General features: G+C 76.2%; 21 protein-coding genes. 13 read left to right on the plus strand and 8 right to left on the minus strand.

The features are described 5' to 3' along the window. Window positions 1-156: 156 nt before the first annotated feature. A complete protein-coding gene (locus GYH36_RS20370) occupies window positions 157-1041 on the plus strand; it encodes a DUF4328 domain-containing protein (RefSeq protein ID WP_162290262.1) in 885 nt (294 codons plus the stop codon). Window positions 1042-1121: 80 nt separating this feature from the next. Here the strand turns inward: GYH36_RS20370 and GYH36_RS15070 are convergent, their stop codons facing one another. After that, a complete protein-coding gene (locus GYH36_RS15070; protein ID WP_162290263.1) occupies window positions 1122-1712 on the minus strand; it encodes a TetR/AcrR family transcriptional regulator in 591 nt (196 codons plus the stop codon). Between the two features lie 100 nt (window positions 1713-1812). On the opposite strand from GYH36_RS15070, the gene GYH36_RS15075 reads away from it, so the two are divergent. Continuing rightward, a complete protein-coding gene (locus tag GYH36_RS15075; RefSeq protein WP_024840573.1) occupies window positions 1813-2223 on the plus strand; it encodes a hypothetical protein in 411 nt (136 codons plus the stop codon). Window positions 2224-2362: 139 nt separating this feature from the next. Here the strand turns inward: GYH36_RS15075 and GYH36_RS15080 are convergent, their stop codons facing one another. Next, complete coding sequence (locus GYH36_RS15080) at window positions 2363-3289, minus strand: MBL fold metallo-hydrolase (protein ID WP_162290264.1); 927 nt, start codon at window positions 3287-3289, stop codon at window positions 2363-2365. A 143-nt stretch (window positions 3290-3432) separates the two neighbouring features. Here GYH36_RS15080 and GYH36_RS15085 point away from each other — a divergent pair, with 143 nt between their 5' ends. From GYH36_RS15085 to GYH36_RS15100, 4 genes are all read left to right on the plus strand, one after another. Further along, window positions 3433-6261 carry an FtsK/SpoIIIE family DNA translocase gene (locus GYH36_RS15085; protein ID WP_203231906.1) on the plus strand — a complete coding sequence of 943 codons (2829 nt, stop codon included), beginning with the start codon at window positions 3433-3435 and terminating at the stop codon, window positions 6259-6261. Between the two features lie 59 nt (window positions 6262-6320). Further along, the gene (pgsA, locus tag GYH36_RS15090; protein WP_024840576.1) at window positions 6321-6950 is read left to right on the plus strand and encodes a CDP-diacylglycerol--glycerol-3-phosphate 3-phosphatidyltransferase; all 630 of its coding nucleotides are present in this window, start codon (window positions 6321-6323) and stop codon (window positions 6948-6950) included. After that, entirely contained in the window at window positions 6947-7480 is a 534-nt protein-coding gene (locus GYH36_RS15095; protein ID WP_162290265.1) for a CinA family protein, read from the plus strand. The genes pgsA and GYH36_RS15095 overlap by 4 nt, the downstream gene beginning before the upstream one ends. Window positions 7481-7840: 360 nt before the next feature. After that, window positions 7841-8182 (plus strand): helix-turn-helix domain-containing protein, encoded by a 342-nt coding sequence (locus tag GYH36_RS15100; protein ID WP_162290266.1) that lies wholly within the window; start codon window positions 7841-7843, stop codon window positions 8180-8182. A 54-nt stretch (window positions 8183-8236) separates the two neighbouring features. Here GYH36_RS15100 and GYH36_RS15105 read toward each other — a convergent pair whose 3' ends face one another. Both GYH36_RS15105 and GYH36_RS15110 read right to left on the minus strand, forming a co-directional pair. Further along, window positions 8237-9076 (minus strand): DNA-formamidopyrimidine glycosylase family protein, encoded by an 840-nt coding sequence (locus GYH36_RS15105; protein ID WP_162290267.1) that lies wholly within the window; start codon window positions 9074-9076, stop codon window positions 8237-8239. Between the two features lie 63 nt (window positions 9077-9139). Continuing rightward, the gene (locus tag GYH36_RS15110) at window positions 9140-14110 is read right to left on the minus strand and encodes an Lhr family helicase (protein WP_162290268.1); all 4971 of its coding nucleotides are present in this window, start codon (window positions 14108-14110) and stop codon (window positions 9140-9142) included. Window positions 14111-14231: 121 nt separating this feature from the next. On the opposite strand from GYH36_RS15110, the gene GYH36_RS19800 reads away from it, so the two are divergent. From GYH36_RS19800 to GYH36_RS15135, 5 genes are all read left to right on the plus strand, one after another. Further along, window positions 14232-14465 (plus strand): DUF3046 domain-containing protein, encoded by a 234-nt coding sequence (locus GYH36_RS19800; protein ID WP_024840581.1) that lies wholly within the window; start codon window positions 14232-14234, stop codon window positions 14463-14465. Between the two features lie 111 nt (window positions 14466-14576). Next, complete coding sequence (locus GYH36_RS15120) at window positions 14577-16712, plus strand: phage holin family protein (RefSeq protein WP_162290269.1); 2136 nt, start codon at window positions 14577-14579, stop codon at window positions 16710-16712. After that, a complete protein-coding gene (locus GYH36_RS15125; RefSeq protein WP_115942388.1) occupies window positions 16709-17518 on the plus strand; it encodes an MBL fold metallo-hydrolase in 810 nt (269 codons plus the stop codon). Before GYH36_RS15120 ends, GYH36_RS15125 begins: the two co-directional genes overlap by 4 nt. A gap of 209 nt (window positions 17519-17727) precedes the next feature. Continuing rightward, window positions 17728-18831 (plus strand): recombinase RecA, encoded by a 1104-nt coding sequence (recA, locus tag GYH36_RS15130; RefSeq protein ID WP_115942389.1) that lies wholly within the window; start codon window positions 17728-17730, stop codon window positions 18829-18831. A 110-nt stretch (window positions 18832-18941) separates the two neighbouring features. Then, window positions 18942-19445 carry a regulatory protein RecX gene (locus GYH36_RS15135; protein WP_051471627.1) on the plus strand — a complete coding sequence of 168 codons (504 nt, stop codon included), beginning with the start codon at window positions 18942-18944 and terminating at the stop codon, window positions 19443-19445. Between the two features lie 70 nt (window positions 19446-19515). Here GYH36_RS15135 and GYH36_RS15140 read toward each other — a convergent pair whose 3' ends face one another. From GYH36_RS15140 to GYH36_RS15150, 3 genes are all read right to left on the minus strand, one after another. Beyond that, window positions 19516-20418: an amino acid ABC transporter permease gene (locus GYH36_RS15140; RefSeq protein WP_162290270.1), complete on the minus strand. Its 903-nt coding sequence runs from the start codon at window positions 20416-20418 to the stop codon at window positions 19516-19518. Further along, complete coding sequence (locus GYH36_RS15145) at window positions 20415-21104, minus strand: amino acid ABC transporter permease (RefSeq protein WP_162290271.1); 690 nt, start codon at window positions 21102-21104, stop codon at window positions 20415-20417. The genes GYH36_RS15140 and GYH36_RS15145 overlap by 4 nt, the downstream gene beginning before the upstream one ends. A 186-nt stretch (window positions 21105-21290) precedes the next feature. Further along, the gene (locus tag GYH36_RS15150) at window positions 21291-23384 is read right to left on the minus strand and encodes a glycosyl hydrolase family 28-related protein (protein WP_162290272.1); all 2094 of its coding nucleotides are present in this window, start codon (window positions 23382-23384) and stop codon (window positions 21291-21293) included. Window positions 23385-23663: 279 nt separating this feature from the next. On the opposite strand from GYH36_RS15150, the gene GYH36_RS15155 reads away from it, so the two are divergent. Further along, a complete protein-coding gene (locus GYH36_RS15155; RefSeq protein ID WP_312028662.1) occupies window positions 23664-25559 on the plus strand; it encodes a lipase family protein in 1896 nt (631 codons plus the stop codon). A 20-nt stretch (window positions 25560-25579) separates the two neighbouring features. On the opposite strand, the gene GYH36_RS15160 is transcribed toward GYH36_RS15155, so the two are convergent. Continuing rightward, entirely contained in the window at window positions 25580-26044 is a 465-nt protein-coding gene (locus GYH36_RS15160; protein WP_162290274.1) for a hypothetical protein, read from the minus strand. Between the two features lie 144 nt (window positions 26045-26188). Here GYH36_RS15160 and GYH36_RS15165 point away from each other — a divergent pair, with 144 nt between their 5' ends. Continuing rightward, window positions 26189-26611 (plus strand): VOC family protein, encoded by a 423-nt coding sequence (locus tag GYH36_RS15165; protein WP_024842361.1) that lies wholly within the window; start codon window positions 26189-26191, stop codon window positions 26609-26611. Window positions 26612-26744 lie beyond the last annotated feature (133 nt).

Raw genomic sequence — 26744 nt, forward strand, 5'->3', positions numbered from 1 at the left:
CCCCCCCGGGCGGGGGGGGGCCCCCCCCCCGCGCCCCCCCCCCCCCCCCCCGCCCGGGCCCCCCCCCCCCCCCCCCCCACCCCCCCCCCCCCCCCGGGGCCCCGGCGCGGGGGGGGGCGCACGACTGCGGCCGCCCCGACCAGCCCAGGAGGCTCTGTGACCGCCCACGACCCGTACGGGGTCCCGCCGCACGCCCGACCGTCCGGCGACCAGCCCGGACCGCCCGCAGCCCCCGGGCCGCACCCGCCCGTCCCGGCGTACGGGCAGCACGCCCCGGCTCCCGCCTACGGGCAGCCGGCTCCCGCCTACGGGCAGCACACCCCGGCTCCCGTGCACGGGCGGCCGGCGCCCGCGTACGGGCAGTACGCGCCCGTCCCGCCTCCTGCGTACGGCGCGCCCGGGTCGTGGTCCGGGTGGGCGCCGCGCCCGCCGGTCCCCGGCAGTCTCGCGACGGCGACCGTGGCCCTCGCGATCCTCGTCACGGCCGTGCAGGCGATCGTCTGGCTCACGTCCTTCGCGGCGGCGGGCGACTTCGCGAGCGCTGCGCGAGAGGGCACCGCGAGCGTCGACGTCGTGACCGCGTACGACGGCACGTCCTTCCTGCTCCTCCCGTTCCAGGTCGCGGCGGGCGTGGTGACGTGCGTGTGGCTGTGGCAGAGCCGCACCTTCGCGGAGGCCGTCTCGCCCGGGGCGCGCCACGCGCGCAGCCGCGTGTGGGTCTGGCTCGCGTGGTTCGTGCCCGTCGTCTCGCTGTGGTTCCCCTACCAGGTGGTGCGCGACGTCCGCGCCGCGACGACCTCCCGCCCCCGTCCCGGGCTCGGGTGGTGGTGGGCGGGGTGGCTGACGTTCTCGGTCGCGTCCAACCTCGCCGCGCAGCTGACGACCCTGACGACGGCGGGCCCCGCCGAGACGTTCGTGCTGCTGCCGGTCCTGGAGACCGCCGCGACGGTCGGGGTCGTCCTCGCCCTCGTCTTCTGGGTGCGCACGGTGCGCGAGACGACGGCTGCGCAGCGCACGTACGGCGCCGACGGGCAGCGGTGACGCGTCACCCCGGCCTCGTCGGGGGCTGAGCCGGACGGCGCGCCGCGACGCGGCGCGCCGCGTCCGCGGTGATCGGTGCGTCAGCGCGCCTGGCGCGCGGCGACGATCCCCGGCCCGACGGCACCGAGGGCGCCGGCGTAGTGCGCGGCGCGTGCGGCGTCGTCGCCCGGGACGAGGCCCGCGAGCTCGAGTGACACGAGCCCGTGCACGAGCCCCCACAGCCCCAGGGAGACGTCCTGCGCGGCGTCCGCGTCGGGCACGAGGCGCGCGACGGCGTCGCGCAGGACGCCGAAGGTGCGTTCCTCCACCGCGCGCGTGCGGTCCGCGCCCGGCCGGACGCCGCGCGCGAACATCACGGCGTAGAAGTGCGGGTCGGCGAGCGCGAACGCCCGGTACGCGCGCCCGAGCGCGGCGAGGTCGGCCGCCGGATCGGCGGTCCGGGGGACGGCCTCGAGGTGCGCGGCGAACCGCCGGAACCCCTCGGCCGAGACGGCCGCGACGAGGTCGTCGCGGCTGCCGAAGAGCGCGTACACGGCCGACGCGCTGGTGCCCGCCGCGGTCGCGACCGCGCGGACGGTCACGGCGCTCTCGCCGTGCTCGGAGATGGCGCGTGACGCGACGTCGAGGAGGCGGTCGCGCAGGGCGTCGTCGTGCAGTCGGGGGCGGGCCACGCGCCGAGTCTACGGGCCTTGACGGATGTTTGCGAACGGTGTTCTATAACAGTGTTCGTAAACAAGTGCGCGCCGCGCACCCTCGCCCTCGGAGGCCCCTGTGCTCGAGCTCACCGACGCCGCCCGCATCACCGCGGGCATCGTCCTCCTCACCGTCGTCGGGATCGAGTCCGGCGGGGCGTTCCTCGTCAGGGTCGTCACCCGGCGCGTGCCCGCGACGGGCTTCCAGACCTCGTTCTTCCGCGCGGGGCACGCCCACGCGGGCGTCCTCGTGATCCTCGGCCTCGTGTGCCTCCTCCTCGCGGAGGCCACCGACCTCACGGGCTTCTGGCGCTGGCTCGCCGGCACCGGGGTGCTCGTCGCGGCGATCCTCCTGCCCGGCGGGTTCTTCCTGTCTGCGGCGGGCACCGGGCGCGAGGCGCCCAACCGGGCGGTCGTGCTGCTCCCCGTCGGCGGCGCCGTGCTGGCCGCCGGAGTCGTCACGCTCGCGATCGGGCTGTTCCTCGCCTGAGGCCGCCGGGCGGTCGAGCGTGACGCCGTCGGGTTCGACCCCGAGGGTGGCACGGTGAGCGTCCACGGCTCCGACCTCGACGCGCTGCACGTCGCGGCGCGCCACCTGCACCGCGGCGTGCCCGCGGGTCCACGCGGCGTCAGCGCCCGCGCAGCGCCGTGAGCTGCTCGTCGTGCCACGTCGCGACGTAGCCCGTCAGGCGCGGGTCGTCGACCGGCGTCGCGACCCGACCCGCCGCGGCCGCCGCCAGCGCGTCGAGGTAGGACCGGTCCGCCGCGAGGCGTTCGTCGATCGCGGTGCGGCCGACGGCCGGGCGCCCGTGGCCCGGGACGACCGCGTCCACGTCGCGTGCGACGCGGCCGAGCGCGTCGAGCGCGCCGCGGTACACCCCGACGGGGTCGCGCGAGCCGGCGTCGACGAGCGGCACCTCCGTGTCGGAGAGCATGTCGCCCGCCAGGAGCGCGCTGCCGTGCGCCGTGCGGACCACGAGCGCCGCGTGGCCCGGGGCGTGCGCGTCGTGCTCGACGACGGTCACCGCGACGTGGTCCGTCGAGGCGCCGGTCGGCCAGGGGAGCCGGCGCGCGCCGCGGGGGAGCGGGGACAGCGCACCCACGAGCCCGGGGTCGTGACCGGGCGCGGCCGCGTCCGCGGACGCGAGGGCCTCGGCACGGCGCCGGTGCACGACGTCGGCGGCGCGCGCCGTCGCCCAGCGGGGTGCGCAGCCGAGCGACGCCGACCACAGGACGTGGTCCCAGTGCGCGTGCGTCGCGAAGCCCGCGGTCACGCGCCAGCCGCGCTCCGCGACCGCGGCGGCCAACCCCTCGACCTCGGCGACCGTCACCGCCGGGTCCACGACGAGCGCCTCGCCGTCCGGCGCCACGGCGACCGTCGACGTGGTCGTCCAGATCTCGGCCGTCGCGACCCACACCCCCGGGACGACCTCGACGAGGTCGCGGGCCGGGGCGGCCGTCGACCGCGGCGGTCCGGCGGGGCCGGACCCCGCCGGCGCGCCGGGCGGGCCGGGTCGCGCCGGGTCGTGCGCTCCGTGCTGCGCCGGGTCGTGCATGGGTCTCCCGTCGTCGGGTGGATCGGGGTCGAGGTCCGCAGCCATCGTGGCTCGGTGTCGGGCGGCTCGGGGCCGGGCGTGCAGGGACACGCGCCCGCAGGGTCCGCGTCCGCACCGACCCCCACGGGTAGGTTAGGACCACTATGGCGACCCGGACGTCCTCGCAGGCACGTCGGACCGCGAGCAACCGCACGCCAGCGCCCCGCACGGCGGCGCGCGGCGGTTCGTCCACGGCCCGCGGCGCGTCGCGCTCCGGCACCGGTCGTGGTCGGTCCTCCTCCTCGAGCGGGCGCCGTCCCGCCGGGCGCCCGGCCTCGGGGCCGCCGTGGCCCGTCCGCGCGGTGCGGGCGGTCTGGCTCGGCGCCGCGCACGGCGTGGGAGCACTCGTGCGCACCATCGGAAAGGGAGCGAGAGAGCTGGACCCGGCACACCGGCGCGACGGCGTCGCGTTCTTCCTCATCGCCCTCGCGGTCGTCGTCGCGGCGCGCGAGTGGTGGGGCATCCAGGGCACGTTCGGCAAGGTCGTGCACGGGGTCGTCGCGGGCACGTTCGGGCTCGCGGGCGTCGCGGTGCCCGTCCTGCTGCTGTGGCTGGCCGTGCGCATCATGCGCCACCCCGAGCGCGCGCAGGCGAACTCGCGCGTCGCGATCGGGCTCACGCTCATCGTGGTGTCGGTGTGCTCGCTCGTGCACATCTCGGAGGACCTGCCCGCCCCGCGCGACGGCTTCGAAGCGGTGCAGGACGCGGGCGGCATCGTCGGCTACCTCGCCGCGACCCCGGTGACGGCGGGGCTCACGGCCTGGTTCGCCGTCCCGATCTTCCTGCTGCTCGGGTTCTTCGGTCTGCTCGTCGTCACCGCGACCCCGGTGCACCGCATCCCGAGCCGCCTGCGCGGCCTGTACGACGTGCTCACCGGCAACCACCGCCCGGAGGAGGTGGACGCCGACGGCCTCCCGCTCGCCGAGGGCGTCTCGCGCCACGACGGCACCGACGCGCCGGCCGCCCGACGCCCGCGCAAGCCGCGCCGCACGAAGGCGCAGCGCGCCGCGGAGGCCGCCGAGATCGAGAAGCCCGAGGGCGGGTTCTCGGGCGACGAGGCGTTCGAGACCGCGGCGTTCCTCGACTACGAGGAGGACGCCGCCCCGCGCGGCCGGGGCGCCAGGCGCCGCCGGGACGAGCCCGCCGCCGGGACCGCGCCGACCGAGGTCGTCGGTGCCGTCGGCGGCACGGCGCAGGACACCGCGGCGGCGGCGATGGCCGCGGTCGCGCCCGCGCCGGACGACGGCGCGGGCAGCGTGCCGCCGCCCCCGCCGAGCGCGCCGCTGCCACGGGGCGTGCAGCCGATGCTCGAGGGCGACACGGTCTACCTCCTGCCGAGCGAGGAGTCGCTCGTCAAGGGGGCCCCGCACAAGGTGCGCTCGGCCGCCAACGACCGCGTCGTCGAGGCGCTGACCCAGACGTTCGAGCAGTTCGAGGTCGACGCGAAGGTCACGGGCTTCACGCGCGGCCCGACCGTGACGCGCTACGAGGTCGAGGTCGGGCCCAAGGTCAAGGTCGAGCGGATCACGTCGCTGTCGAACAACATCGCGTACGCGGTCGCGAGCGCCGACGTGCGCATCCTCGCCCCGATCCCCGGCAAGTCCGCGATCGGCATCGAGATCCCCAACACCGACCGCGAGACGGTCGTGCTCGGCGACGTGCTGCGCTCGTCGGCCGCGCGCCGCACCGAGCACCCGATGGTCATGGGCGTCGGCAAGGACGTCGAGGGCGGCTACGTCGTCGCGAACCTCGCGAAGATGCCGCACATCCTCGTCGCGGGCGCGACGGGCGCCGGCAAGTCGAGCTTCATCAACTCGATGATCACGTCGATCCTCATGCGCGCGACGCCCGAGCAGGTCCGCCTCGTGCTCGTCGACCCCAAGCGCGTCGAGCTGACGATCTACGAGGGCATCCCGCACCTCATCACGCCGATCATCACGAACCCGAAGAAGGCGGCCGAGGCGCTCGACTGGGTCGTGCGCGAGATGGACGCGCGCTACGACGACCTCGCCGCGTTCGGGTTCAAGCACATCGACGACTTCAACGCCGCGGTCCGCTCGGGCAAGGTCAAGCCGCTGCCGGGCTCCGAGCGCAAGATCGCGACGTACCCGTACCTGCTCGTCGTCGTCGACGAGCTCGCCGACCTCATGATGGTCGCCCCGCGCGACGTCGAGGCGTCGATCCAGCGCATCACGCAGCTCGCGCGCGCCGCCGGGATCCACCTCGTGCTCGCGACGCAGCGCCCGTCGGTCGACGTCGTCACGGGCCTCATCAAGGCCAACGTGCCGTCGCGCCTCGCGTTCGCGACGTCGTCCCTCGCCGACTCGCGCGTCGTGCTCGACCAGCCGGGTGCCGAGAAGCTCATCGGCCAGGGCGACGCGCTGTTCCTGCCCATGGGCGCCGCGAAGCCGATGCGCGTGCAGGGCGCGTGGGTGTCGGAGTCCGAGGTGCACGCGGTCGTCGAGCACGTCAAGGCGCAGCTCAAGCCCGTGTACCGCGAGGACGTGACGCAGGCCGCGGTGAAGAAGCAGGTCGACGAGGACATCGGCGACGACCTCGACCTGCTGCTGCAGGCCGCGGAGCTCGTCGTGACGTCGCAGTTCGGCTCGACGTCGATGCTCCAGCGCAAGCTGCGCGTCGGGTTCGCCAAGGCGGGGCGTCTCATGGACCTGCTGGAGTCGCGCGAGATCGTCGGGCCGTCCGAGGGCTCCAAGGCGCGCGAGGTGCTCGTGACGCCCGAGGAGCTGCCCTCGGCGCTCGCGCTGATCCGCGGGGAGCCGGCGCAGGAGGTGTTCGACGGCCAGGCGGACGCCGCGGCGGCGCCCGCGCCGGCGGGCGGCGGGCACGACTACGGCGAGGGCACGGACGGCCACATGCCGCCGGTCGCGACGGACTACCACGACGGCGCGGACGTCGAGTCCGGCTGGCGCTGAGCGCCCGCGCGCGGTGGACGGCGGCCGTCGCACCCGCGCCGACCCCCTAGGCTGGTGACGTGGTCACCGCCGTCCCCTCGCCGTGGAACTCCGCGAACCTCGTCACCATGGCGCGGATCCTGCTCGTCCCGTTCTTCGCGTGGGCGCTCCTCGTCGACGGCGGCGAGTCCGTCACGTGGCGCCTCGTGGCCACGGGGATCTTCGTCGTCGCCGCGACGTCGGACCGTCTCGACGGGTACCTCGCGCGGCGCTACGACCTCGTCACGGACCTCGGCAAGCTGCTCGACCCGATCGCGGACAAGCTCCTCGTCGGCACGGCGCTCGTGCTGCTCGCGTGGCCGCTGGGCGAGCTGCCCTGGTGGGTCCCGGTGGTCGTGCTCGCACGCGAGCTCGGCGTGACGCTCCTGCGCTTCGCGGTCCTCAAGTACGCGGTCATGCCCGCGTCGCGCGGCGGCAAGCTCAAGACGGTGCTCCAGACCGTCGCCATCACCCTGTTCCTCCTGCCGCTCGCGCACCTGCCCGTCTGGGTCGCGGTCGTGGCCTGGGTCGTGCTCGCGGCGGCGATCCTCGTGACGGTCGTGACCGGCCTGGAGTACGCCTACCAGGGGTGGCGGCTGCGCCGCGACGCGATCCGCGCCGCGCGGCTCGTCGAGCCCGGCGCGGGCGCGGACGGCGCGTCGGCGTCGTGACCGGCGCCGCGGGGACGCCCGGACCGGGCGAGGCCGCCGCCCTGCTGCGCGACCTCGAGGCCCGCGGGTGGTCGCTCGCGACGGCCGAGTCGCTCACCGGGGGCCTGCTCTCGGCGACGGTCGTCGACGTGCCGGGGGCGTCGCGCGTGCTCCGCGGCGCGGTCGTCGCGTACGCGACGGACGTCAAGGAGTCGGTGCTCGGGGTCGACGCGGGCCTGCTCGCCGCGCACGGGGCCGTCCACCCGGAGGTCGCCCGCCAGATGGCGGAGCGCGTGCGCGCGGTGCTCGGCGCGGACGTCGGCGTCGCGACGACCGGGGTCGCGGGACCCGACCCGCAGGACGGGCAGCCGCCCGGCACGGTCTACGTCGCCGTGAGCGGTCCCCGCGGGGCGGAGGTGCGGCACCTGCACGTCCCGGGGGACCGCGCGGCGGTGCGCGCGGGAACGGTCGCCGCGGCGCTCGCGCTCGCGCGGGCGGTCGTCGGCGCCGAGCCTGCCGTGGGCGCCGGCACGGGTGAAAACGGCGGGTGATTCGCGGGTCCGCCCGGGCGCCGTCGACGCGGCCGTCGCGGCCGCTCGTGGAGAGGTCGTGAACGTGGCGCGGGGGCTTGGGGCGGCTCCGCGCGCGGGAACAACGCCCCACGTCGGGACGTTGCACAGCACGTGATCGCCAACAGGACCGCCACCCGACCGGTGGGACGCCCGGACAACGCCCCCGCGGCGCGTCCGGCACGTCGTGCAGGAGACGTGAGCGGGCCGCGGTCGGGGTACGGTAGGACGACCCCGTCACGCGGGGCAGTGAACAGGAAGACCGGTACGAGCAGTTCGCGCACCCAGGTGGGGGCCTCCCCGGCCCCGGGGAGCGCACGGGACACGGAAGGGGGTCGCCAGATGATTGTTCTTCGACGTGAGATCGGAGACGTGCTGCGAGACGCTCGCCAGCGACAGGGGCGCACCCTGCGAGAGGTGTCCTCCGCCGCACGGGTCTCGCTGGGCTACCTCAGCGAGGTCGAGCGCGGCCAGAAGGAAGCGTCGTCGGAGCTCCTCGGCTCGATCTGCGAGGCGCTCGACATCCCGATGTCGTTGGTGCTCCGCGAGGTCAGCGACCGGGTCGCCGTCGCCGAGGGTCTGCTCATCCCGGACACCATCCCGGCCGACTTCGCGACGGCCGTGCTCGGGCGGCAGATCCCCGACGGCTCGGCACGGCGCGAGGACCTGCAGCCCGTCGGCTGACGGTCGGGCACCGGGGCCGACCCGGGGCAGGTGGCGAGGCAGCGACGCCCGCCGTCACCGGCCCCCGGGCGGCGACTGGCACGAGGGACACCAGAAGATCGGTCGGTCGTACGGCGGCTCGTTCGCCGTGCCCTCGGCGATAGGCGTGCCACACACGTGGCACGCCTTTCGTGTGCGCCCGTGCACGAGCCGCACGACCCCGGCGCGCGGGTCGAACCCGTGCCGCACGGTCCGCTGCATGAGCCGGCGCGCCGTGAGGAGCAGGCCCTCGAGGTCCTCGACGTCGCGGACCGCGGTCCAGGGGTAGAGCCGCTCCGCGAACAGCGACTCCGCGGTGTAGATGGTCCCGATGCCCGCGACGAGGTGCTGGTCGAGCAGGGCCTCCGCGACGGGCACGCCGGTCGCCTCGCGCCCGGGCCGGTGCCGCGGACCGCTCCCGCCTGCCGCGTCGTCGGCCCGCATGCGTGCCACGGCCTCCGCGAGCCCCGCCTCAGGGAAGTCGTCGCCGAGCACGTCCGGGCCGAGCGGTCCCACGACGAGGCGCTCGTCGGGCGTGCGGAGCACGTGCAGCATCCCGATGCGGTTGCCGACCGCCGTCCACCACTCGTTCGCGAGCACCACGCGGACGTTCGGCTCCACCCCCCGCGCGACGCGCGTGCCGGTGCGCGCGACGCGCCACGACCCCTCCATGCGCAGGTGCGTGTGGAGGGACCAGCCGTCGTCGAAGCGCGTGAAGAGGTGCTTGCCGTACGCGACGTTGTCGATCACGGTCCGGCCCGTGAGATCGATCTCGGCGGCGCTCGGCCAGCGCAGCTCGGAGCGCACGAGGACGCGGCCGGCGAGGGCCTCGTCGAGCCGCGCGGAGACGAGCCGCAGGATGTCACCCTCGGGCACGGCGACTCCCGTCCGGGCGGCTGCGGCCCTCCGGGCGTGCGACGGCGGCGCGGGCGGTGCGTGTCATGCGGCCCGCAGCCCGCGCGGCGTCGCGCGGAAGCCGGCGTCCATGAGCGCCCGGACCGCGGCGTCGGCCGGGGTGGCGCTTGTCCCGGCGCCGGCGAGGGCCTCGACGCCGTCGACCCGCTGCACGACGACCTTTCCGAGCCGGCCCGCCCGGACCGCGCGCACGAGCTCGGCGCTGGCCTCCGCGAGCCGCGGGCCGTCGAGGAACGACAGGACGGACCGCCCGCCACGCTCGACGTAGAGAGCGAGGTCGCCGTCGCTCAGCACGACGACGGCTCCCGCCTTGCGTCCGGGGCGGTGGCCCCGCGGGGCGTCGGTGCCGGTCTGCTCGCCGCCGGGCGCACCCGGGTCGCCCGCGGCCGGGCGCGTGGGCCAGGGCAGCGCCGCCCCGTAGGGGTTGGCGGGGTCCGTCGCCGCGAGCAGGACCGTGCCCGGCCGCGGTCCGCTGCGGGCCGCGTGGTCCTCGGCGCGGAAGGGGTCGCGGAACGCCCCGTCCGCCGGCCCGGTGGCCTCGAGGGCGCGCTCGCGGTCCTGCGCGTCCGTGCGGAGCTGGTCGACCGCGCCCGGGAGCGCGAACTGCGACCCGCCGAGGTGCTCGACGAAGTACCCGCGCCGCGCCGCGCCGGTCGCCTCGAGCTCGCTGAGCACGCGGTACACGGCCCGGAACGAGCCGGCCACGCCCTCGGCGGGGGCGACGGCGCGCGTGAGCACGCCGTGCCGGTCGAGCAGGACGCGCGCGAGCGCGTGCGCACGGCGGGTGGGGTCCGTCTCGCGCGGGGGCAGCGCCGACCACCTCCCGGCACCGCCGCGCAGGGTCGTCTCGGGTGAGCTCGGGGGCCGCAGCCCGGCGAACCGCCCGCGGCCGAGCGGGCGGGGACGGGCGGGCGCGCGCGGTGCGCGGTGCGCTCCGCCCGTGGCGCCGAGCCGGGCGCGCAGCGAACCGAGCCCGTCGTTCGTCACGTGCCCCGACCACACGAGGTCCCACAGCGCGTCGAGGGTCGGTCCCACGTCGGCGCCCGCGCGCTCCGCGAGGCGGGGCAGGAAGTAGCCGCCCGACCCGTCGAGGAGGTCGAGGAGCGTCGCGTGCAGCCCGCTCTCGGGCGGTGGGCCGGGGTCGGGCAGCGTGAGGGGCGCCCACTCCGCGAGGTGGAGACTGACCAGTCCGTCGCCGCCGCCCGAGCCGGGCAGCGGGGCGTGGCCGCACCAGACGACCTCGCCGGTCGTGGTGAGCTCGTCGAGCATCGTCGGGGTGTAGTCGGTGACGCGCGCCGGGAGCACGAGGGTCTCGAGGGCGGACGCCGGCACGGCCGCGCCCGAGAGCTGCTCCACGACGCGCAGGAGCCCGTCCGTGCCGCGCAGCGCGCCCAGCCCCTGCCACCGGGGGAGGAAGACGCCGAGCGTCTCGGCGGGCACGGGCTCGACCTCGGCCCGCAGCGCCGCGAGCGAGCGGCGGCGCAGCACGCGCAGCACCTCCGCGTCGCACCAGTCGTCGCCGGTGCCCCCGATCGACTCGGGGCGCAGGCGCCCGCGCACCACGACCCGCGCGGCCTCCAGCCGTTCGAGCGTCTGCGTGACGACCGCGACGCCGAGCCCGAGCCGGGTCGCGACGTCGTGCGCGGTGAAGGGTCCGTGCGTGCGCGCGTGCCGGCGCACGAGGTCGCCGAGCGGGTCCGGCACGGGCTCGGTGAACACCTCGGGGATCCCGACGGGCAGGGCGACGCCGAGCGCGTCGCGCAGCCGTCCGGCGTCCTCGACCACGGCCCACTGCGGCGCGCGCTCGGGCGCGACGCCCGCGAGCCGGACGCGCATGACGCGCCGCGCCGACTCGAGCCCGCGCAGCCAGTCGCCGACGTCGCCGCGCACGTCCTCGCGCGCGCGCGCCGCGAGCTCGTCGTCCGTGAGCGGGCCGAGCCGGCGCAGGACGTCCCACAGGTCCTCCGCGTGCCGGGCCTGGCGCTCGGGCGCGAGCGCGCCGAGCTCGGCCTCGGTGCGCTCGATCTGCGCCGGGTCGAGCAGGTCGGCGAGCTGCGCCGCGACGCCGTCGCCGCCGAGGAGCTCGGCGAGGAGCGTCGGGTCGAGCGAGAGCGCCGCCGCGCGGCGCTCGGCGAGGGGAGCGTCGCCGTCGTAGAGGAACTGCGCGGTGTAGCCGAACAGGAGCGACTGCGCGAAGGGCGAGGGCGTGGGCGTGGTGACCTCGACGAGGCGCACGCGCCCGGCGGCGAGGTCCCGCATGAGGTCGACGAGCGCCGCGACGTCGAAGTCGTCCTGGAGGCACTCGCGCGCCGCCTCGAGCACGATGGGGAACTCCGGGTACTGCGACGCGACGGACAGCAGCTGCGCCGAGCGCTGGCGCTGCTGCCACAGCGGCTGGCGGCGGTCGGGCCGGCGCCGGGGGAGCAGGAGCGCGCGCGCCGCGGCCTCGCGGAACCGCGACGCGAACATCACGGACCCGCCGAGCTCGTCGCGCACCGCGTCGAGCACCTCGTCCGGGTCGAGCAGCAGGTCCTCCACGGGCACGACGGCCGCGTCCGCCCCGGACCCGCCGGTGCCCCCGTCGGACGCGCGGTCGAGCCACGACTCCCCGGTGTCGGGCAGCCGCAGGACGATGCCGTCGTCGGCGTGCATCGCCGCGGCGTCGACGCCGTACCGCTCGCGCAGCCGCGCGGCGAGCACGAGCGCCCACGGCGCGTGCACCTTCGCGCCGTACGGCGAGTGCACGACGACGCGCCAGTCGCCGAGCTCGTCGCGGAACCGCTCGACGACGACCGTGCGGTCGTCGGGGACCCGGCCCGTCGCCTCGCGCTGCTCGCGCAGGTAGGCGAGCAGGTTGTCGGTCGCCCACGCGTCGAGGCCGGCGGCGCGCAGCCGGTCGGCCGCCGCCTCCGGGTCGGTGGCGGCGAGCGCGTCGGTCTCGCGCACCCAGCCGCCCAGCGCGCGACCGAGCTCGGCGGGCCGTCCGGGGGAGTCGCCCTTCCAGAACGGCAGGCGGCCGGGGATGCCCGGCGCGGGCGTGACGAGCACGCGGTCGGGCGTGATGTCCTCGATGCGCCACGTGCTCGACCCGAGCGTGAACGTGTCGCCCACGCGCGACTCGTAGACCATCTCCTCGTCGAGCTCGCCGACGCGCTTGCCGCCGCGCGGCGCCCGGCCGCCGGCGGTGTCCGGGTCGCCCGCGACGCCGCCCGTCGGCGCGTCGGTCGCGAGGAAGACGCCGTACATGCCGCGGTCGGGGATCGTCCCGCCGCTCGTCGCCGCGAGCCGCAGGGCCCCCGGGCGCCCCGTGAGCCGGCCGGAGGCGCGGTCCCACACGATGCGCGCGCGCAGCTCGCCGAAGTCCTCGCTCGGGTAGCGTCCGGCGAGCATGTCGAGCACCGCGTGCAGGGACCCGTCGCCGAGGTGGGCGTAGGGCGCGCTGCGCCGCACGACCGTCGCGAGCTCGGCGACCGTCCACTCGTCGACCGCGACCATCGCCACGACCTGCTGCGCGAGCACGTCGAGCGGGTTGGCGAGCACGTGCAGCTCCTCGATGCCCCCGCCGCGCATGCGCTCGGCCACAACCGCGGACGGCACGAGGTCGCCGCGGTGCGTGGGGAACACGACGCCGTGCGACACCGCGCCCACCTGGTGCCCCGCGCGCCCGATGCGCTGCAGGCCCGACGCGACCGAGGGCGGCGCGCCCACCTGGACGACGAGGTCGACCGCGCCCATGTCGATGCCGAGCTCGAGGCTCGACGTCGCGACGACCGCGGGCAGGCGACCGTCCTTGAGCTCGGTCTCCGTGCGCGTGCGCTCCGCGCGGCTCATCGACCCGTGGTGGGCGCGCGCGATGACCGGCTCCACGCCCGAGCTCGCCCCGGACTGCGCCTGGACCTGCGCGGCGGTGACCGTGCCCGGGTCGAGCACGTCCTCGCCCTGGCGCTCGGCCCACACCTCGTTCATGCGGGCGGTGAGCCGTTCGGCCCCGCGCCGGGAGTTGGTGAAGACGAGCGTCGAGCGGTGGTCCGCGACGAGGTCGACGACGCGCTCCTCGACGTGCGGCCAGACGGACGGGCGCGCGGGGCGGACCTCGGGCGCGCCCGTGGGTCGCGACGTGGCCGGACCGGTGAGGTCGCGCTCGCCCGGCGGCAGGGGCGGCAGCCCGCCGTCGCGCGACCCGGCGTCGGGCACGAGCGCGGCGGTCTGGAGGTCGGTGAGGTCCGGGACGGGCACCACGACGTCGACCTCGATGCGCTTGCTCGCCGGGGGCTGCACGACGACGACCTCGCGGCCGCCGTCCGCCTCGGGGCGGTGTCCGCCGAGGAACGTCGCGACGGCGTCGACGGGCCGGACCGTGGCGGAGAGGCCCACGCGCTGCGCCGGCGGGCGCTCGTTCGCCTCGAGCAGGGCGTCGAGCCGTTCGAGCGACACCGCGAGGTGCGCGCCGCGCTTGGTACCCGCGACGGCGTGGATCTCGTCGACGACGACCGTCTCGACGCCCACGAGCCCCGCGCGCGCCTGCGACGTGAGCACGAGGAACAGCGACTCGGGCGTCGTGATGAGGATGTCCGGGGGGTGCGTCGCGAGGCGGCGGCGCTCGCCCGTCGGCGTGTCACCGGTCCGGGTGCCGACGACGACGTCCGGCACGTCCTGGCCGAGACGCACCGCCGCCTGCCGGATGCCCGCGAGCGGCGAGCGCAGGTTGCGCTCGACGTCCGCCGCGAGCGCCTTGAGCGGCGACACGTACACGACGCGGCAGCGGTGCTCGCGCGCGACCTGCGTGCCCTCGGCCGGCGCGCTCATGATCTGGTCGAGCGACCACAGGAACGCCGCGAGCGTCTTGCCCGAGCCCGTCGGGGCGACCACGAGCGCGTGCCGGTCGCTCGCCACGGCGTCCCACGCGCCCGCCTGCGCGGCGGTCGGCGCGTCGAACGCGCCGGAGAACCAGGCGCGCGTGGGCGCGGCGAAGCGCGCGAGGGGGTCGACGGTCACCCGCCCATTGTGGTCGTGCCCACCCACACGTCGCGCGGTGACAGGGGTCTGGACGCGGGCGTCGCCGGACGGGCGGCGGACCGCGGTCCGCGGCGCGGCCCGGGCGTGGGAGGCTGGTGCCGTGCGCTACCGCGAGTTCTCCGAGCTGGTCGACGAGGTGTTCGGCGAGTCCCTGGGTCGTGCCTACGTCCGCGAGCAGGTGCTGTCCGCCCTCGACGACCGCACGGCGGCGCAGGCGCTCGAGGACGGCGTCGAGCCGCGCGTCGTCTGGCACGCGCTCTGCGACGCTCTCGACGTGCCCGACGAGCGGCGCTGGGGCCGCGACGAGCACCGCCAGGCGCCGCCGCGCCGCTGAGCGCGTCGCACCTCCGCCGCGGGGACCGCTGGCGCGTCCTGTCGGCGCCCCGGTACCCGTCGCCGCGTCGGCCGGGGAGCGCGACCCGCCCGGCCCCGCGATGATGGCGGCATGAGCGTTCCTGCCCGGGCCGGTGCCGCGCGCGTCACCGCGGCCGACGTGCGCGGCGCGGCCTGGTCGCTCGTCTCGACGACGCTCGGCCTCGGCCTCGCGATCTGGCTCGTGCCCGGCGTCGAGGTGACGAACCCGTGGTCCCTTGTGCTCGCGGCGCTCGCGGTCGGCGTGGGCGACGTGCTGCTGCGGCCCGTGCTGCGGCGCCTTGCGCACCGCTCGGGCGTGGTCGGCGCGCTCGTCTCGGGCATGGCGGCCCAGCTCGTCGTCGCGTGGGCCGCGCTCACGTACCTCCCGGGCTTCCGCAGCGGCTCGTGGCTCGACGTCCTCGCCGTGCTCGTCCTGGCCGCGGTGCTCATGGCGCTCGGGCGCTGGGTCGTGGGCGCGAGCGACAACGAGTACGTGCTGGGCGACCTGCTGCGCCGCGCGCGACGCCACGCCGGGGTGCCGCGCCCGGCCCGGGACGGCGCCGACGACGCCGGGCGGCCCGCGGGCCTGCTCGTCGTCATGCTCGACGGCGTCGCCCGGCCCACGCTCGACTACGCGCTCCAGGCTGGGCTCGTCCCGACGCTCGCGCGCTGGCTCGGCAGCGGCAGCCACCACCTGACGACGTGGTGGGCCCGCGTGCCCGCGACGACGCCCGCCTCGACGATCGGGCTCCTGCACGGCTCGACCGAGCACGTGCCGGCGTTCCGGTGGTGGTCGCGCGCGCTCGGTCGGCTCGTCGTGACGAACCGGCCCGCCGACGCCGCGGCGGTCGAGGCGCGCACGAGCGACGGCGCGGGACTCCTCGCGGGCGGCGGGGTCGCCGTCTCGACGATGTTCTCGGGCGACGCCGCGACGAGCCTGCTCGTCATGAGCCGCGCGAGCGCGGGCCTGGGCCCGGGGCAGATGTTCGTGCACTTCTTCGCGAGCCCGTTCGTGCTCGTGCGCGCCGTGGTCGTCGCGCTCGGCGAGCTGCTCAAGGAGCTGTACCAGGGCTGGCAGCAGGCCGTGCGCGGCGTCGAGCCGCGCGTCTCGCGCCTCGGGTGGTACCCGGTGCTGCGGGCGGTGACGAACGTCGTCCTGCGCGACCTCAACACCACGCTCGTCGCGGAGCAGCTCGTGCGCGGCGCGCCCGTCGTGTGCGTCGACCTCGTCGACTACGACGAGATCGCCCACCACGCGGGTCCGCTGCGCCCCGAGTCGCTGCGTGCGCTCGAGGGTCTGGACGGCGTCGTCGGTCTCTGGGAGCAGGTCGCGGCGGTCGCGCCGCGCCGCTACGAGGTCGTCGTGCTCTCCGACCACGGGCAGTCGCTCGGCCCGACGTTCGAGCAGGTCGCCGGACGGTCGTTCCTCGACGAGGTCCGGCGGCTCATGGCGCTCGACCGCGCGCCCGCCGGCGAGGGGCGGCGTCGGGCCACCGCCCCCGACAGCGAGGCGTGGGGCCCCACCAACACGGCCCTGCACGCGCTGCGCCACGCGGGCGACGACGCGCCGGGCGCCGGGCGCATGCTCGTGGGACCCGACCGGTCGGAGCGGCGCGCCGACGCCGCCGCGACCGCGCCGGAGCTGCCCGAGGTCGCGGTCGTCGGCTCCGGCAACCTCGGGATGGTGTGGTTCCCCCGCGAGCCGCGCCGGCTCACGGGCGACGAGGTGCGCGCGCGCTGGCCCTCGCTCCTGCCCGGGCTCGTCGCGCACCCGGCCGTCGGCGTCGTCGTCGAGCGCGGGGCGGACGGCCGCGTGCGCGCGCACGGGCGCACGGGCTCGCGCGACCTGCGGACGGGCGAGGTCGTGGGGGAGGACCCGCTCGCCGCGTACGGCTCGCGCGCGGCTGCCGACCTCGAGCGCGTCGCGGGGCTCGAGGACGCGGGCGACCTCGTGCTCGTCTCGCGCGTCGACGAGGTCGGGATGGTGCACGCGTTCGAGGGGCTGGTCGGCTCGCACGGGGGGCTCGGCGGAGCGCAGAACGAGGCCGTCCTGCTCTGGCCGGCCCACCTCGCGCTGCCCGACGACGAGCTCGAGGTCGTCGACGGCGAGCGCGTCCTCGTCGGGGCGGAGGCCGTGCACCGCCGGCTCGTCGCGTGGCTGCGCGACCTCGGCCTGCGCGAGCCCGCGCCCGCGCGCGGCCCCGCACGGCGGGACGGCGCGCCGTGAGCGTCCGCGTGACGTGGCTGGGCCACGCGAGCGTCGTCCTCGACGTGGGCACCGGGCGCGCGGGCACCCCGCCCGTGCGGCTCGTCACCGACCCGCTCCTGCAGCGCCACGCGGGCGTCCTGCGACGGCGCGGCGACCGGCCGGACGCGGGCGAGTGGGAGGGTGCCGACGCCGTGCTCCTGTCCCACCTGCACCACGACCACGCCGAGCTGCGGTCGCTGCGGCTCCTCGGCGACGTCCCGGTCCTCACCGCGCCCGCGAACGCCCGGTGGCTGCGCGCCAAGGGACTGCGTGGCGTCGGGCTCCTCGGCGGCGCGTGGCACGGCGTCGGCCCGGCGGACGCCGGGGTCGAGGTGCGCCTCGTGCGGGCCGTGCACGGGCACCGGCCGATGCCGCACCGGCCCAACGCGGCGAACGGGCACCTCGTGCGCGCGACCGGGCCGGGCGGCGTGCGCGTGTGGGCGGTGGGCGACACGGAGCACCACGCGGACATGGTCCACCTCCCGGCGCTCGCGGACGGGCCGGTCGACGTCGCGCTCGTGCCCGTCGGCGGCTGGGGGCCGCGGCTGTCGGGCGGGCACCTCGGGCCCGCGCAGGCGGCGCGCGTGTGCGCCGAGGTCGGCGTGCGCGTCGCGATCCCGGTCCACTGGGGCACGCTCCACGCGCCGGGCGGCCGGCACCTGCCGCGCGGGTGGATGGACCACGCGGGCGCGGCGTTCGAGGCGGCGTGCCAGCGCGCGGCGCCCCGCACACGCGTGGTGGTCCTGCGGCCGGGCGAGGCGTGGTCGTCCGACGTCGCAGCGTGAGCCGCCGGCGCGTGACACGCCGGGCCCGGGGTCGCCGGGTCGAACAGGTGTTCGGCTAGAGTTGTGCACAGGGCACGCTCCGGCGGGCCCAGGACGCCGGTCCGGCACGACGATCCCCAGGCTCGAGGGTCGCCGGCGCCGCGTGTCGGTGGCTGCCCGTAACGTCGGGCCACAACGAACTATGGACGTCGAACCGAAGGTGGACTGACATGCCCGCACCCGCAGACCGCGAGAAGGCGCTCGAGGCAGCCCTCGCCCAGATCGACCGGAGCTTCGGCAAGGGCTCCGTCATGCGCCTCGGCGAGGAGGGCCGCGCGCCGGTCGACGTGATCCCCACGGGGTCCATCGCGCTCGACGTCGCGCTCGGCATCGGCGGGCTGCCCCGCGGCCGCGTGATCGAGGTGTACGGCCCGGAGTCCTCCGGCAAGACGACGGTCGCGCTGCACGCGGTCGCGAGCGCGCAGCGTGCGGGCGGCATCGCGGCGTTCATCGACGCCGAGCACGCGCTCGACCCGGAGTACGCCAAGAAGCTGGGCGTCGACACCGACGCGCTCCTGGTCTCGCAGCCGGACACCGGCGAGCAGGCGCTCGAGATCGCGGACATGCTCATCCGCTCGGGCGCGCTCGACATCATCGTCATCGACTCGGTCGCGGCCCTCGTGCCGAAGGCCGAGATCGAGGGCGAGATGGGCGACAGCCACGTCGGCCTCCAGGCCCGCCTCATGTCGCAGGCGCTGCGCAAGATCACCGGTGCGCTCAACGCGTCCGGCACCACGGCGATCTTCATCAACCAGCTCCGCGAGAAGATCGGCGTGTTCTTCGGCTCGCCCGAGACGACGACCGGTGGCAAGGCGCTGAAGTTCTACGCGTCCGTCCGCCTCGACATCCGCCGCATCGAGACCCTCAAGGAGGGCACCGACGCGGTCGGCAACCGCACGCGCGTCAAGGTCGTCAAGAACAAGATGGCCCCGCCGTTCAAGCAGGCCGAGTTCGACATCCTCTACGGCGTCGGCATCTCGCGCGAGGGCGGCCTCATCGACATGGGCGTGGAGCACGGGTTCGTGCGCAAGTCCGGGTCGTGGTTCACGTACGGCGGCGACCAGCTCGGCCAGGGCAAGGAGAACGCGCGCGCGTTCCTGCGCGACAACCCGGACCTCGCCAACGAGCTCGAGAAGAAGATCAAGGAGAAGCTCGGCGTCGGCGCCAAGGTCGACGCGCCGGCCGACCCGGCCGCGGGCGTGACCGTCGCCGACGCGGCTCCGGCCGCGAAGGCGACGGCGGGTGCCGCCAAGGGGAAGAAGTCGCCGTTCTGATCGAGCAGGGGAGCGGGCCCGACGGCGGCGAGCCGTCCGTCCCGCACGACGACGGGCGTCGCACCGGCCGCACGGCCGGGCGGCGCCCGCGCCCGTCCCTCCACGAGCTCGTGGAGCGGGGGGAGATCAGCGACGCCGACCTCACCGAGCGGGCGCGCGAGACCGTGCTCCGCATCCTCACGGCCGCGCCGAAGAGCCGCGCCGAGCTCGCGCAGTCCCTCGCGCGCAAGGGCTACCCGGAGCACGTCGTGCTGCCGGTCCTCGACCGCTTCGAGGAGGTCGGGCTCGTCGACGACGCGCAGTACGCCGAGATGATCGTCCGCACCCGGCACGCCGAGCGGGGCCTCTCGCGGCGCGCGATCTCGACCGAGCTGCGCCGTCGTGGCATCGACCCGGACGTCGGGTCCGCGGCGCTCGAGCAGGTCGACGACGACTCCGAGGCGGACGCGGCGCTCGCGCTCGCGCGCACCCGCCTCGCGCGCACGCGCGGTCTCGACCGCGACGTACGGGTCCGTCGGGCCGTGGGCGCCTTGGCGCGCAAGGGCTACAGCCCGTCGCTCGCGTTCGAGATCGTCCAGCGCGAGCTCGACGCCGAGGGCGAGCCTCTCGACTGAGCCCGGGGCGCGCAGCCGCCACGACGGAGGCGCGGGTCGCCGCGACGAGACGACCCGCGCCCTGCTTCGGTCAGCGTGCCGCGGCCTCCGCGGGGGCGTCCTCGGCGGGCCCGCCCGCGACGACCGTCGGGTTGCCGATGCCCGGGCCGGTCGTCGTCGCGCCCGCGGTGCGACCGCTGAGGAAGCGGGAGAGCCAGCGGGCGACGAGCGTGAGCAGCCAGTTGATGACGATGAAGATCACCGCGGCCAGGACGAGCGACTGGAGGATGTTCCCGTTGCCGACGCCGAAGAGCTGCGCGGCGCGCAGGAGCTCGTTGTACGTGATGATCTGCCCCAGCGCGGAGTCCTTGAGGACGACGACGAGCTGCGACACGAGGGCCGGCAGCATCGCGATGAGCGCCTGGGGGAGCTGGATCGAGCGCAGGGTCTGGCTCGGCGTGAGGCCGATCGCCAGGCCGGCCTCGCCCTGGCCCTTGGGGAGGTTCCCGACGCCCGAGCGCACGAGCTCCGCGATGACGGACCCGTTGTAGAGCACGAGGGCGAAGACGACCGCGAGGAACGGTGCGTCGTCGACCTTGTTGAAGCCCAGCAGCAGGTAGAAGAAGATCATCATGAGCAGCACGGGCACGGCGCGGAAGAACTCGACCACGATGCCGCTCACGACGCGCACCGCGCGCAGCTGGGAGAGGCGGCCGGTGCCGAACACGAGCCCGAACACGAGCGCGCCGACGATGGCGAAGCCCGCGGCGCGCAACGTGTTCTGCAGGCCCGGGATAAAGTAGTACTGCCAGGCGTCGGCGGTGAACAGCGAGGTCCACAGGTCGGCGTCGAGCTGGCCCTTACGGCCCAGCGCGACGAGCACGAGGGCGGCGACGCCCAGCACGACGATCCCACCGACGACGTTGCCGATCATGATCACACGGCGGGCGCGCGGGCCCGGCGCGTCGAAGAGGACGGACTGCTGGGTGCTCATCGGCGGACCGCCAGTCGGGTCGAGAGGGACGTGGTGAGCAGGCCGATGGGGATGACCAGGATGACGTAGCCGATCGCGAACGTCAGGAAGATCCCGTAGATGTAGTTCGAGTTGAACTCGATCATGGTCTTCATGAGGCTCGACGTCTCCGTCGTGACGCTCGCGGCCGCCGCGACGGTCGAGTTCTTCAGCAGCGCGATGAGCGTGTTGCCGAGCGGGGCGATCGCGCCGCGGAAGGCCTGCGGGAGGATGATGAGCCGCGCGGCGGGCAGGAACGGCAGTCCGATCGCGCGCGCGGCCTCGGCCTGGCCGATGGGCACCGTGTTGACGCCCGAGCGGATCGACTCGCACACGAACGCGGCGTGGTAGACGGCGAGGCCGACGACGGCGAGACGGAAGAAGTTGCCTGCGAAGTCCGGGGCGAGCGTGACCTGGAGCTGGCCCCACAGGCCGAGCACCATGAACGTCATGATGATCGTCAGCGGCGTGTTGCGGAACACGTTGACGTACGCCGTCCCGGCCCAGCGCAGGCTCGGCACCGGGGAGATCCGCATGAGCGCCAGTGCGGTGCCCAGCACGAGCGACAGGATCGCCGCCCAGAACGTCAGCTGGATGTTGACCCAGAAGGCGCCGAGCACGTCGTACTCGCGCGCGAGCTCCCAGGTCTGTGACAGGTAGTCACCCACGGTTGGTCTTCCTCCCGGAGGGGTCGTGCGTCAGGTCGGGTCGCCGACCGGACGGCCGGGGGGGGGGGGGGCCCCCGCCCCCCCCCCCCCCCCGGGGGCGGGGGGGGGGGGGGGGGGTCCGCCGCCCCGGGCGCGCCCCCCGCCCCCCCCCCCCCCCCGCCACCGCCTCGCCTCCCCGACGGGACGTCAGCCGACCGGCTGGACCCAGGGGGAGGGCGCCGGGGGAGCGACGACCGGCGGGCGGTCGAGGCAGCTCGGCGCGTTGGGCACGAACCGCCCGAGCCAGTTCACCGTCCCGGGCTCCCAGGGGCTGAGCGACGTGCCGTCGTTGCCGCCGAGGTCGGTGAGCGTGAACTCCGTGCCGCCCTCGGGGAAGGTGAAGGCGCCGCAGTTGTTGACGCCCGCCCAGCCGACGTTGCGGGCGTCGACGTTCTCGAACGACGCGCCGCCGCGCACGCGCGCGCTGACGACCGACGTGCCGGTCCCGTCGACCCGGACGTCGGTGAACGCGACGCCCTCGATCGCGACCTCGTCCTTCACGCCCCAGTCGGAGACGAGCATGATCGCGTTGTACGTGCTGTCGAGGTAGTGGTCGCCGGTGACGCGGACGTCGGCGTCGATGTCGCGGTCGAGGGCGTAGAACCAGATCGCGCCGAGCCCGATGTTCCAGTTGAGCTCGTACGTGCCCGCGCGGACCGTGGTGTTGTCGGTGAGGTCGAGCCTGCCGGCGAACGGCTCGGCGCCGAACCGCGACCCGACGTGCAGGCCGCTGCCCTCGCGCACCGGGTCCGCGACGAGGTTCGCGCGCACCGTGTTGTCCGTGCCGCCGTACACCGCGATGCCGTTGGCGAGGGTGTTGGACTGGACCGTGTTGTTCTCGACCACGTTGCCCGAGTTCGCCAGCTTCTCCGACCACAGGGCGAGGCCGTCGTCGCCGGTGTTCCGTACGAAGACGTTCCGCACGACCGAGTTCGTCACGCCCCCGTGGAAGTTCAGCGCGTCGGCGATCTGGTCGACGACGACGGTGCTCTCGACGCGCAGGTCGTCCATCGGCCCGTCGAACCACAGCCCGACCTTCGTGTGCTGGATGTGCAGGCCCGTGATCGACGAGCGGCTGAGCGCGCCGCCGACGCCGTTCACCTGGTCCGTGTCGATGCGCTCGCGCACGTCGCCGACGATCGCGAAGTCGCGCAGGTGCACGTTCGTGCTGCCGCCCTCGTGCGCGTACTTCCCGTAGAAGCCGACGCCGGTGTGCACGGATCCGTCGGGCGCGGGCTCGTCGAGGGCGACCTCGGAGCCCCGGAAGACCGTGTACCAGCTCCCGGCGCCCTGGATCGTCACGTCGTCCACGACGACGTGCCGGTTCACCTGGTACACGCCCGGCGGGACGTACACCTCGAGCCGGTGCTTTCTCGCGAACGCGATCGCCCGGTCGAGCGCGTCCGCGGAGTCGCGGCGGCCCGTCGGGTCGGCCCCGAAGAGCAGCGCGTTCGCGGCGAGCAGCCGGACCTTCGGGGGTGCGACCTTCTCCGAGTCGAGCAGGTCGATCACGGTCCACTCCGCGGCGCCGCGGGTCGGCACGGTGAGGCGCACGACGTCGCCCTTCGTGTACGTCCTGCCGAGCAGGAGCCGCTGCTCGTCGTAGAACTTCATGGGCCGGAACGGCTTCTCGAACGACGGGGCCGGCGTCGTCTCCGCGGGGACGCACCCGCACTCGGTGACCCACCAGCCGGGCTGGAGGAGGTCGGCCGTGGGGTCGTTCGTGAACGGGTACTGGTTGTACAGGTAGGAGTAGGCCGACGTGAGCGTCATGCGCCGGTCGATGCCGACCTTCGCGCCCTTGCGCAGGACGGACACGTCGAGCGGGGACGTGATGCCACCGCCTGTGGGGGCGTCGGGGATCGAGTAGCGCACCGTGATCGCGTTGGCGTCCGCGGGGAGCGTGAACTCGACGTGCTGCCCGGGCGTCAGGCGCACGGCCGAGCGGCCCGACGCCTCCGCCTCGATCGTGTACGCGTCGCGGCCGGGGCCGATCACGGTCCCGGTGGTCACCGCGTTCTCGGCCTCCTGCTCGTGGAACGGGACCGCCGCGCCGCGCCCTTCGACGAGCGCGGGGTCGATCGCGGCGCGCGTCACGACGGCGGGCGCGGGCGGCTGGGGCTTTCCGTGGGCGAGCGCCGACGACGCGGTGCCCGCCACGAGCGCGAGCGCGACGGCTGCCGCGACGGCGGCCCGGGCTTTGCGCGGCCCGGCCGGGTGGTGGTTCGTGCTGCGAATCATCGTTGACCCGTCTTCCCTCGGGAGGCGCGCGCGCCTCCGGTGCTCAACCGGTGGGCGTGCTGACCCTCCGGCCCGCGGCACGGTCGCACCCCCGCGCACGGTCTCTCGTGCCGAACACTAGGGCCGGTGCTCCCGCTGCACAAGAGTCTTGTAGGAATCTTGCGGCCCTTCGTCCACTTCTTGCACGATCGCGAGAGTGCGGCGCTGTCGTCCCCCACGCCGGGGGAGAGGCCTGACGGTCGACGCGCGCTCCGGAACCGTGCCGGGTACGTTCGCCGCGTGAACCGTCTCGGAGCCAGGATCCGCGCGTCGGTCGCCGACGCCGGTACCCGCCTGCCCCCGGCCGTCACGATCACTGTCGGCCTCGTCTGCGCGCTCCTCGGGGCGGCCGTCGTGCTGCGCCCGTTCGCGTCGCTCGCGCTGCTCGTCGTGGCGATCGTCGCCGGTGCCGTCGTCCTGGGCGTCGCCGAGCTCGTGGGTGACGACGACCCGGCGGCCACCGGCCCCGCCACGCGTGACCCGGGTGCCGGCCGTACGCGCCGCGCCGCCCGCGCCGTCGGACGGCCCCGCTGGACCCGGGCCGCTCGCGGCGGGCTGTTCCTCGCGCTCGCCGTCGCGGTCCTCGTGTGGCCCGCGCCGACGATCGTCGTCGTCGCCGTCCTCGTCGGTGCCGGGCTCGTCGTGGCGGGTGTCCTGGACGGCGTCGAGGGCGTGCGGTCGAGCGGGGTCGACCGCTGGGCCCGGCTCGCGCTCGGGGCGGCGTCCGTCGTCCTCGGCGTGCTGGCCCTCGCGTGGCCGGACGTCACGGTGCTCGTCGTCGCGGTGGTGTTCGGCGTGCGCCTCGTCGTCCTCGGCGTGCGGCTCGTCCTCGCGGGGGTGCGCCGACGCCGGGCCCGCGCGACGCCGGGGGAGGGGCCGGTCGCGCTCGACACCCCGGGAGCCGCCCCCGCGGGCCCGCCCGCTCCGCGGCGGCACGGTCGCGCGGCGCTCGCGGGAGCGGTCCTCGCGTTCGTCGCCGCAGGCGCGCTCGCCACGGTGAGCGTCGGGCTGCAGCGCGCGGCACCGCAGGTCGACGCGTTCTACGACCCGCCGGAGTCGGTCCCCGCCGAGCCGGGCCGGCTCGTGCGTGCCGAGCCGTTCACGCGCGGCGTCCCGGACGGCGCGACGGCCTGGCGCATCCTCTACACCACGACGCTCGACGAGGCCGAGCCCGCTGTCGCGAGCGGGCTCGTCGTCGTGCCCGACGTCGTCGAGGGCGACGCCGCACCGCCCGTCGTCGCGTGGGCGCACGGGACGACCGGCGCCGCGCGCGGCTGCGCGCCGTCGGTGCTCGACGAGCCGTTCGGGTCCGGCGCGTTCTACCTGCTCGACGACGTGCTCACCCGTGGCTGGGCGATCGTCGCGACGGACTACGCGGGCCTCGGCACGCCCGGGGCCCACCCGTACCTCGTGGGGCAGGGCGAGGCACGCTCCGTCCTCGACGCGGTCCGCGCCGCGCGCGAGCTCGACGGCACGGCGCTCGGCGAGCAGACCGTCGTCTGGGGTCACTCCCAGGGTGGCCACGCCGCCCTGTGGACGGGGTCGGTCGCGCCGGAGTACGCGCCGGACGTCCCGCTCGCCGGCGTCGCAGCGCTCGCCCCGGCGAGCGACCTCACGGGGCTCGTCTCGCACCTGGAGCGCGTCGCGGGCGGGAGCGTCTTCGCGTCGTACGTCGTGGAGGCGTACGACGCGGCCTACCCCGAGACCGACGCCGCCGCGTACGTCCGCCCGGGCGCGCGCCTCGTCGTCCGGGAGATGGCGTCGCGCTGCCTGTCCGAGCCGAGCGTGCTCGTGTCCGTCGCCGAGGCGCTGTCGATGGACCAGCCCCTGTGGACGACGGAGCCGACGAGCGGCGCGCTCGGGGAGCGACTCGCCGAGAACGTGCCGACCGGGCCCGTGGCCGCGCCGCTCCTCGTCGCCCAGGGGGCGTCGGACACGCTCATCCTCCCGACCGCGCAGGACGCGTACGTGGGGACGCTGTGCACGGCCGGGCAGCCGGTCGACTACCGCACGTACGAGGGGCGCGACCACGTGGGGCTCGTGCGCGCCGACTCGCCGCTCGCGCCCGACCTCGTGCGCTGGACCGAGGCCCGGTTCGCGGGCGATCCGCCGACCCCGACGTGCGCCGCGGGCTGAGCGCCCCCCGTCGCCGCTCGCTACGCCGCGCCGGCGGGTCCGGGCGCGCCGCCCGGCTCGGCCGCGGCCTCCCCGCCCTCGTCGCTCGGCGCAGCGTCAGCGTCCGGGCGCGCAGGGTCCGCGTCCGCGCGGGCCGCGACGCGGTCCTCGTGCGCGGCGCCCGCCGCCCGGGCCCGCAGCATGCTCGCGACGTCCGCGAGCGTGCTCCCGACCGCGCGCGGCGCGCGCTCGGGGCGCAGGTAGCGCGCGTCGTCGTCCTCAGGAGCGACGGCGTGCGCGACGACGTCCGCCGGGGTCGACGCGGGTCCGGCGGCTGCCCTCCCACCCGGGTCCGCGACGCCGGGCACCACGCGGCCGCCACCCGCGCGCCACGCGAGCGTCGCGTCGACGAGGCGCCGGTACACCCCGGCGTCGAGCGGGTCGCGCAGCCACGCGTCCGCGGCCTCCGCGACGTGGCGCGCGAGCCGCCCGTCCGGGTCGCTCACGAGGTCTCCAGCACGGTGGTGGTCGGGCGTCGCACCGACCCATCCTCGCGCGTCGTGGCCGACGTGCGCACATGCACGGCGGGCGCGGCGGGCTGGTTGCGAGTCGCGGCGCGTCGCGCGAGCGTGGCGGCGGAGGTGGTCACCGTGCCCGACGTGTTCCCCCGGGTCGCCCAGGTCGTGCTCGACACGACGGACGCGCGCGCCCTCGCCGAGTTCTACCGCGCCCTGCTCGGCCTCGAGTACCGCGCGGGCGACGAACCCCCGTCACCCGGCGACCCCGACCCGGCAGGCCAGGACTGGCTCGTGCTGCGCGGTGGGCCGGGTGGGGTCCAGCTCGCGTTCCAGCAGGTCGGGTCCCTCCCGCCGTCGACGTGGCCGGACGAGGGCGTGCCCCAACAGCTCCACCTCGACTGCACCGTGCCGGACGTCGCCGAGCTCGACCGGCAGCACGACCGCGCTCTCGCGCTCGGCGCGCGGCTCCTGCACGACCGCTCGGACGACCCGGAGGAGCCTCTGCGCGTCTACGCCGACCCGGCGGGCCACCCGTTCTGCGTGTTCGTCGGCTGAGGTCGCCGCGGGGTCCGGCGAGTCAGGCGGACTTCTCGCGGGGGGTGCGGGCGGCGCGGGTGCCGGTGCGGGGCACGATCGTGGGGTTGACGTTGTCCAGCACGACCTCGCGCGTGATCACGACCCGCTCCAC

It is taken from the genome of Cellulosimicrobium composti (assembly GCF_010287905.1).
Lineage (GTDB): Bacteria > Actinomycetota > Actinomycetes > Actinomycetales > Cellulomonadaceae > Cellulosimicrobium > Cellulosimicrobium composti.

Excerpts from the sequence above, each read along its gene's own strand:
- GYH36_RS15080 (WP_162290264.1), bottom strand. The coding sequence starts at position 3,289 with ATGCACGACCCGGCGCAGCACGGAGCGCACGACCCGGCGCGACCCGGC.
- GYH36_RS15085 (WP_203231906.1), top strand. The coding sequence starts at position 3,433 with ATGGCGACCCGGACGTCCTCGCAGGCACGTCGGACCGCGAGCAACCGC.
- GYH36_RS15100 (WP_162290266.1), top strand. The coding sequence starts at position 7,841 with ATGATTGTTCTTCGACGTGAGATCGGAGACGTGCTGCGAGACGCTCGC.
- GYH36_RS15120 (WP_162290269.1), top strand. The coding sequence starts at position 14,577 with ATGAGCGTTCCTGCCCGGGCCGGTGCCGCGCGCGTCACCGCGGCCGAC.
- recA (WP_115942389.1), top strand. The coding sequence starts at position 17,728 with ATGCCCGCACCCGCAGACCGCGAGAAGGCGCTCGAGGCAGCCCTCGCC.
- GYH36_RS15140 (WP_162290270.1), bottom strand. The coding sequence starts at position 20,418 with ATGAGCACCCAGCAGTCCGTCCTCTTCGACGCGCCGGGCCCGCGCGCC.
- GYH36_RS15150 (WP_162290272.1), bottom strand. The coding sequence starts at position 23,384 with ATGATTCGCAGCACGAACCACCACCCGGCCGGGCCGCGCAAAGCCCGG.